The following is a 2,036-nucleotide window of genomic DNA, read 5'->3' as shown; positions in this document are numbered from 1 at the left end:
GCGCAGAGGCGGGACGAGGAGCGGAGGGGTGAGGGGGCGAGGTGAGGGTCCGGGGTGAGAGGGCGGAGCGAAGGACGTACAGGCTGTGAGGGGTTGGGGGATGGCCGCGTCGGTCACCAGGGCATGGCCACGCCGCCGTTCGGCCGGAGGATCTGGCCGGTGGTGAACGCCGACGCGTCCGAGGCCAGGTGGAGGACCGCGTGGGCGATGTCCTGCGGTTCGCCGACCCGGCCGAGCGGCGACATGCGCGCCATCAGCGCCTCCGTGTGCGCCTGTGCGCCCTCGTCGTGGCGATCGGTCATCGGGGTGCGGATCCAGCCCGGCGCGACCGCGTTGACCCGGATGCCGTGCCGGCCGACCTCGGTGGCCAGGGTCTTCGTCAACTGGACGACGGCCGCCTTGGCCACGCCGTAGCACAGGAGGCCGGGGCCGCCGGTGTCCACGGCGCCCGAGGCCATGGTGACGATGCTGCCGCCGGAGCCGCGCGCCAGCATCAGGCGGGCCGCCTCCTGGCAGGCGTACAGCACGCCCTTGAAGTTGACGGCCCACACCCGGTCCAGATCCTCGTCCAGGGTCTCCAGCACCGGGCTGCTGTGCATGATCCCGGCCACCGCGGCCATGACGTCCAGCTGCTCGCAGGACTCCACGGCCCGGCGGACCTGGACGCGGTCGGTGACGTCGAGGTGGTGGGTGCGGGCGCTTCCGCCGTGGTCCTTGATCAGGGTCGCCGTCTCGTGCAGGCCCTGCGCGTCGCGGTCGGCGCCGTGCACGGTGGCGCCCGCCTGGGCGAGCAGTACGGCGCAGGCGCGGCCTATCCCGCTCGCGGCGCCGGTGACGAACGCGGTGCGTCCGGTGAGGTCGTACGCCTTCACGGCCATGAAGGGACGGTACGAGCATTTCTGACGGTCCGTCAATTATGGGGACGTGAGGGGTCGGGACTCCGTGCGTGCTTCGACAGGGCGGCGGAGGCGACGTCCAGAGGTGTGTGGGGGTGGCGTCGTGCGGGGCGCGGTGCGGTTGCGATGACGCGGCGGGCGCCCGGTCAGGGGAGGGTGCGCGAACGGAAGCGGTGGGTCGGTGGGGAGCCCGGCGCCGGCGCGGGACCCGTCTGACACGTGGGGCACCAGTAGGTCGGCCGTTCGCGGGAGCCGTCGCCCTGGTCGGCGACCCGGATCGGTGTTCCGCACCGCAGGCAGGGGCGGGGCGCCCGGCCGTAGACGAACAGGTCCGGGCCGCGACGGCCCGTGGTGTTGCGGATCGGGCGGTCGCGGTTGGCCTCCAGCAGCTTCTTCGCGAGCGCGGGCAGCTTCGCGGTCCGGTCGGCGGGAAGCGCGCCGACCGCGAGCCATGGAGTGACGCCCATGAGGAAACAGAGCTCGCTCTTGTAGACGTTCCCGACGCCGGCCAGATTGCGCTGGTCGAGGAGGGCCTCACCGAGCGGGCGGTCGGGCGCCTCGGCGAGGTTGGCGAGGGCCCGCTCGGCGTCCCAGTCGGGGCCGAGCAGGTCGGGGCCGAGGTGTCCGACGGCCTGCTGCTCGTCGGCGGTGCGCAGCAGTTCGAGGACGGGGAGGCGGTAGCCGACGGCGTTGCGGTCGTGGACACCGAGGATCGCCCGGATCTGGTGGGCCGGGCCGCCGGTCCAGCGCTGGTCGTTCGCGTAGATCTTCCAGGCGCCGTCCATCCTCAGGTGGGAGTGGAGCGTCAGGCCGCCCTCCACACGCGTGAGGAGGTGTTTGCCGCGCGCGGTGACGTCGAGGACGGTCCGGCCGGTGAGATCGGCTGTCGCGTACTTGGGCACGCGCAGGTCGGAGCGGGTCAGTACCTTTCCCGCGAGGGCGTCGTGCAGGCGCTTCGCGGCCTGCCAGATCGTGTCACCTTCGGGCATGCGTCAAGGGTGACATGCGGTGGGGGAAGGGCGCGGCGCGGTTCCCCGCCCGCGGTCGGGCGTCGGAGCGCGGCTCGGGCGGGGGCGCGGGCGCCGCCGCCGGTGCGATGACGGGCAGGGGTTCGGCGGGGGTTCGGGTGGGGGTTCGGGT

Annotated in this window: 2 protein-coding genes; both read right to left on the bottom strand. The window is 73.5% G+C overall.

Annotated features, from left to right (window positions below):
* Positions 1 to 113: 113 nt before the first annotated feature.
* A complete protein-coding gene (locus KMS84_RS38405; protein ID WP_256921190.1) occupies positions 114 to 878 on the bottom strand; it encodes an SDR family NAD(P)-dependent oxidoreductase in 765 nt (254 codons plus the stop codon).
* Between the two features lie 164 nt (positions 879 to 1,042).
* Positions 1,043 to 1,885, bottom strand: a complete 843-nt coding sequence (locus KMS84_RS38400) for an Fpg/Nei family DNA glycosylase (RefSeq protein WP_256921189.1) — start codon at positions 1,883 to 1,885, stop codon at positions 1,043 to 1,045.
* Between the last annotated feature and the right edge of the window lie 151 nt (positions 1,886 to 2,036).

The sequence above is a fragment of the Streptomyces hilarionis genome (genome assembly GCF_024539675.1).
Taxonomy (GTDB): domain Bacteria; phylum Actinomycetota; class Actinomycetes; order Streptomycetales; family Streptomycetaceae; genus Streptomyces; species Streptomyces hilarionis.
This window is presented reverse-complemented; position numbering and strand designations above follow the sequence as displayed.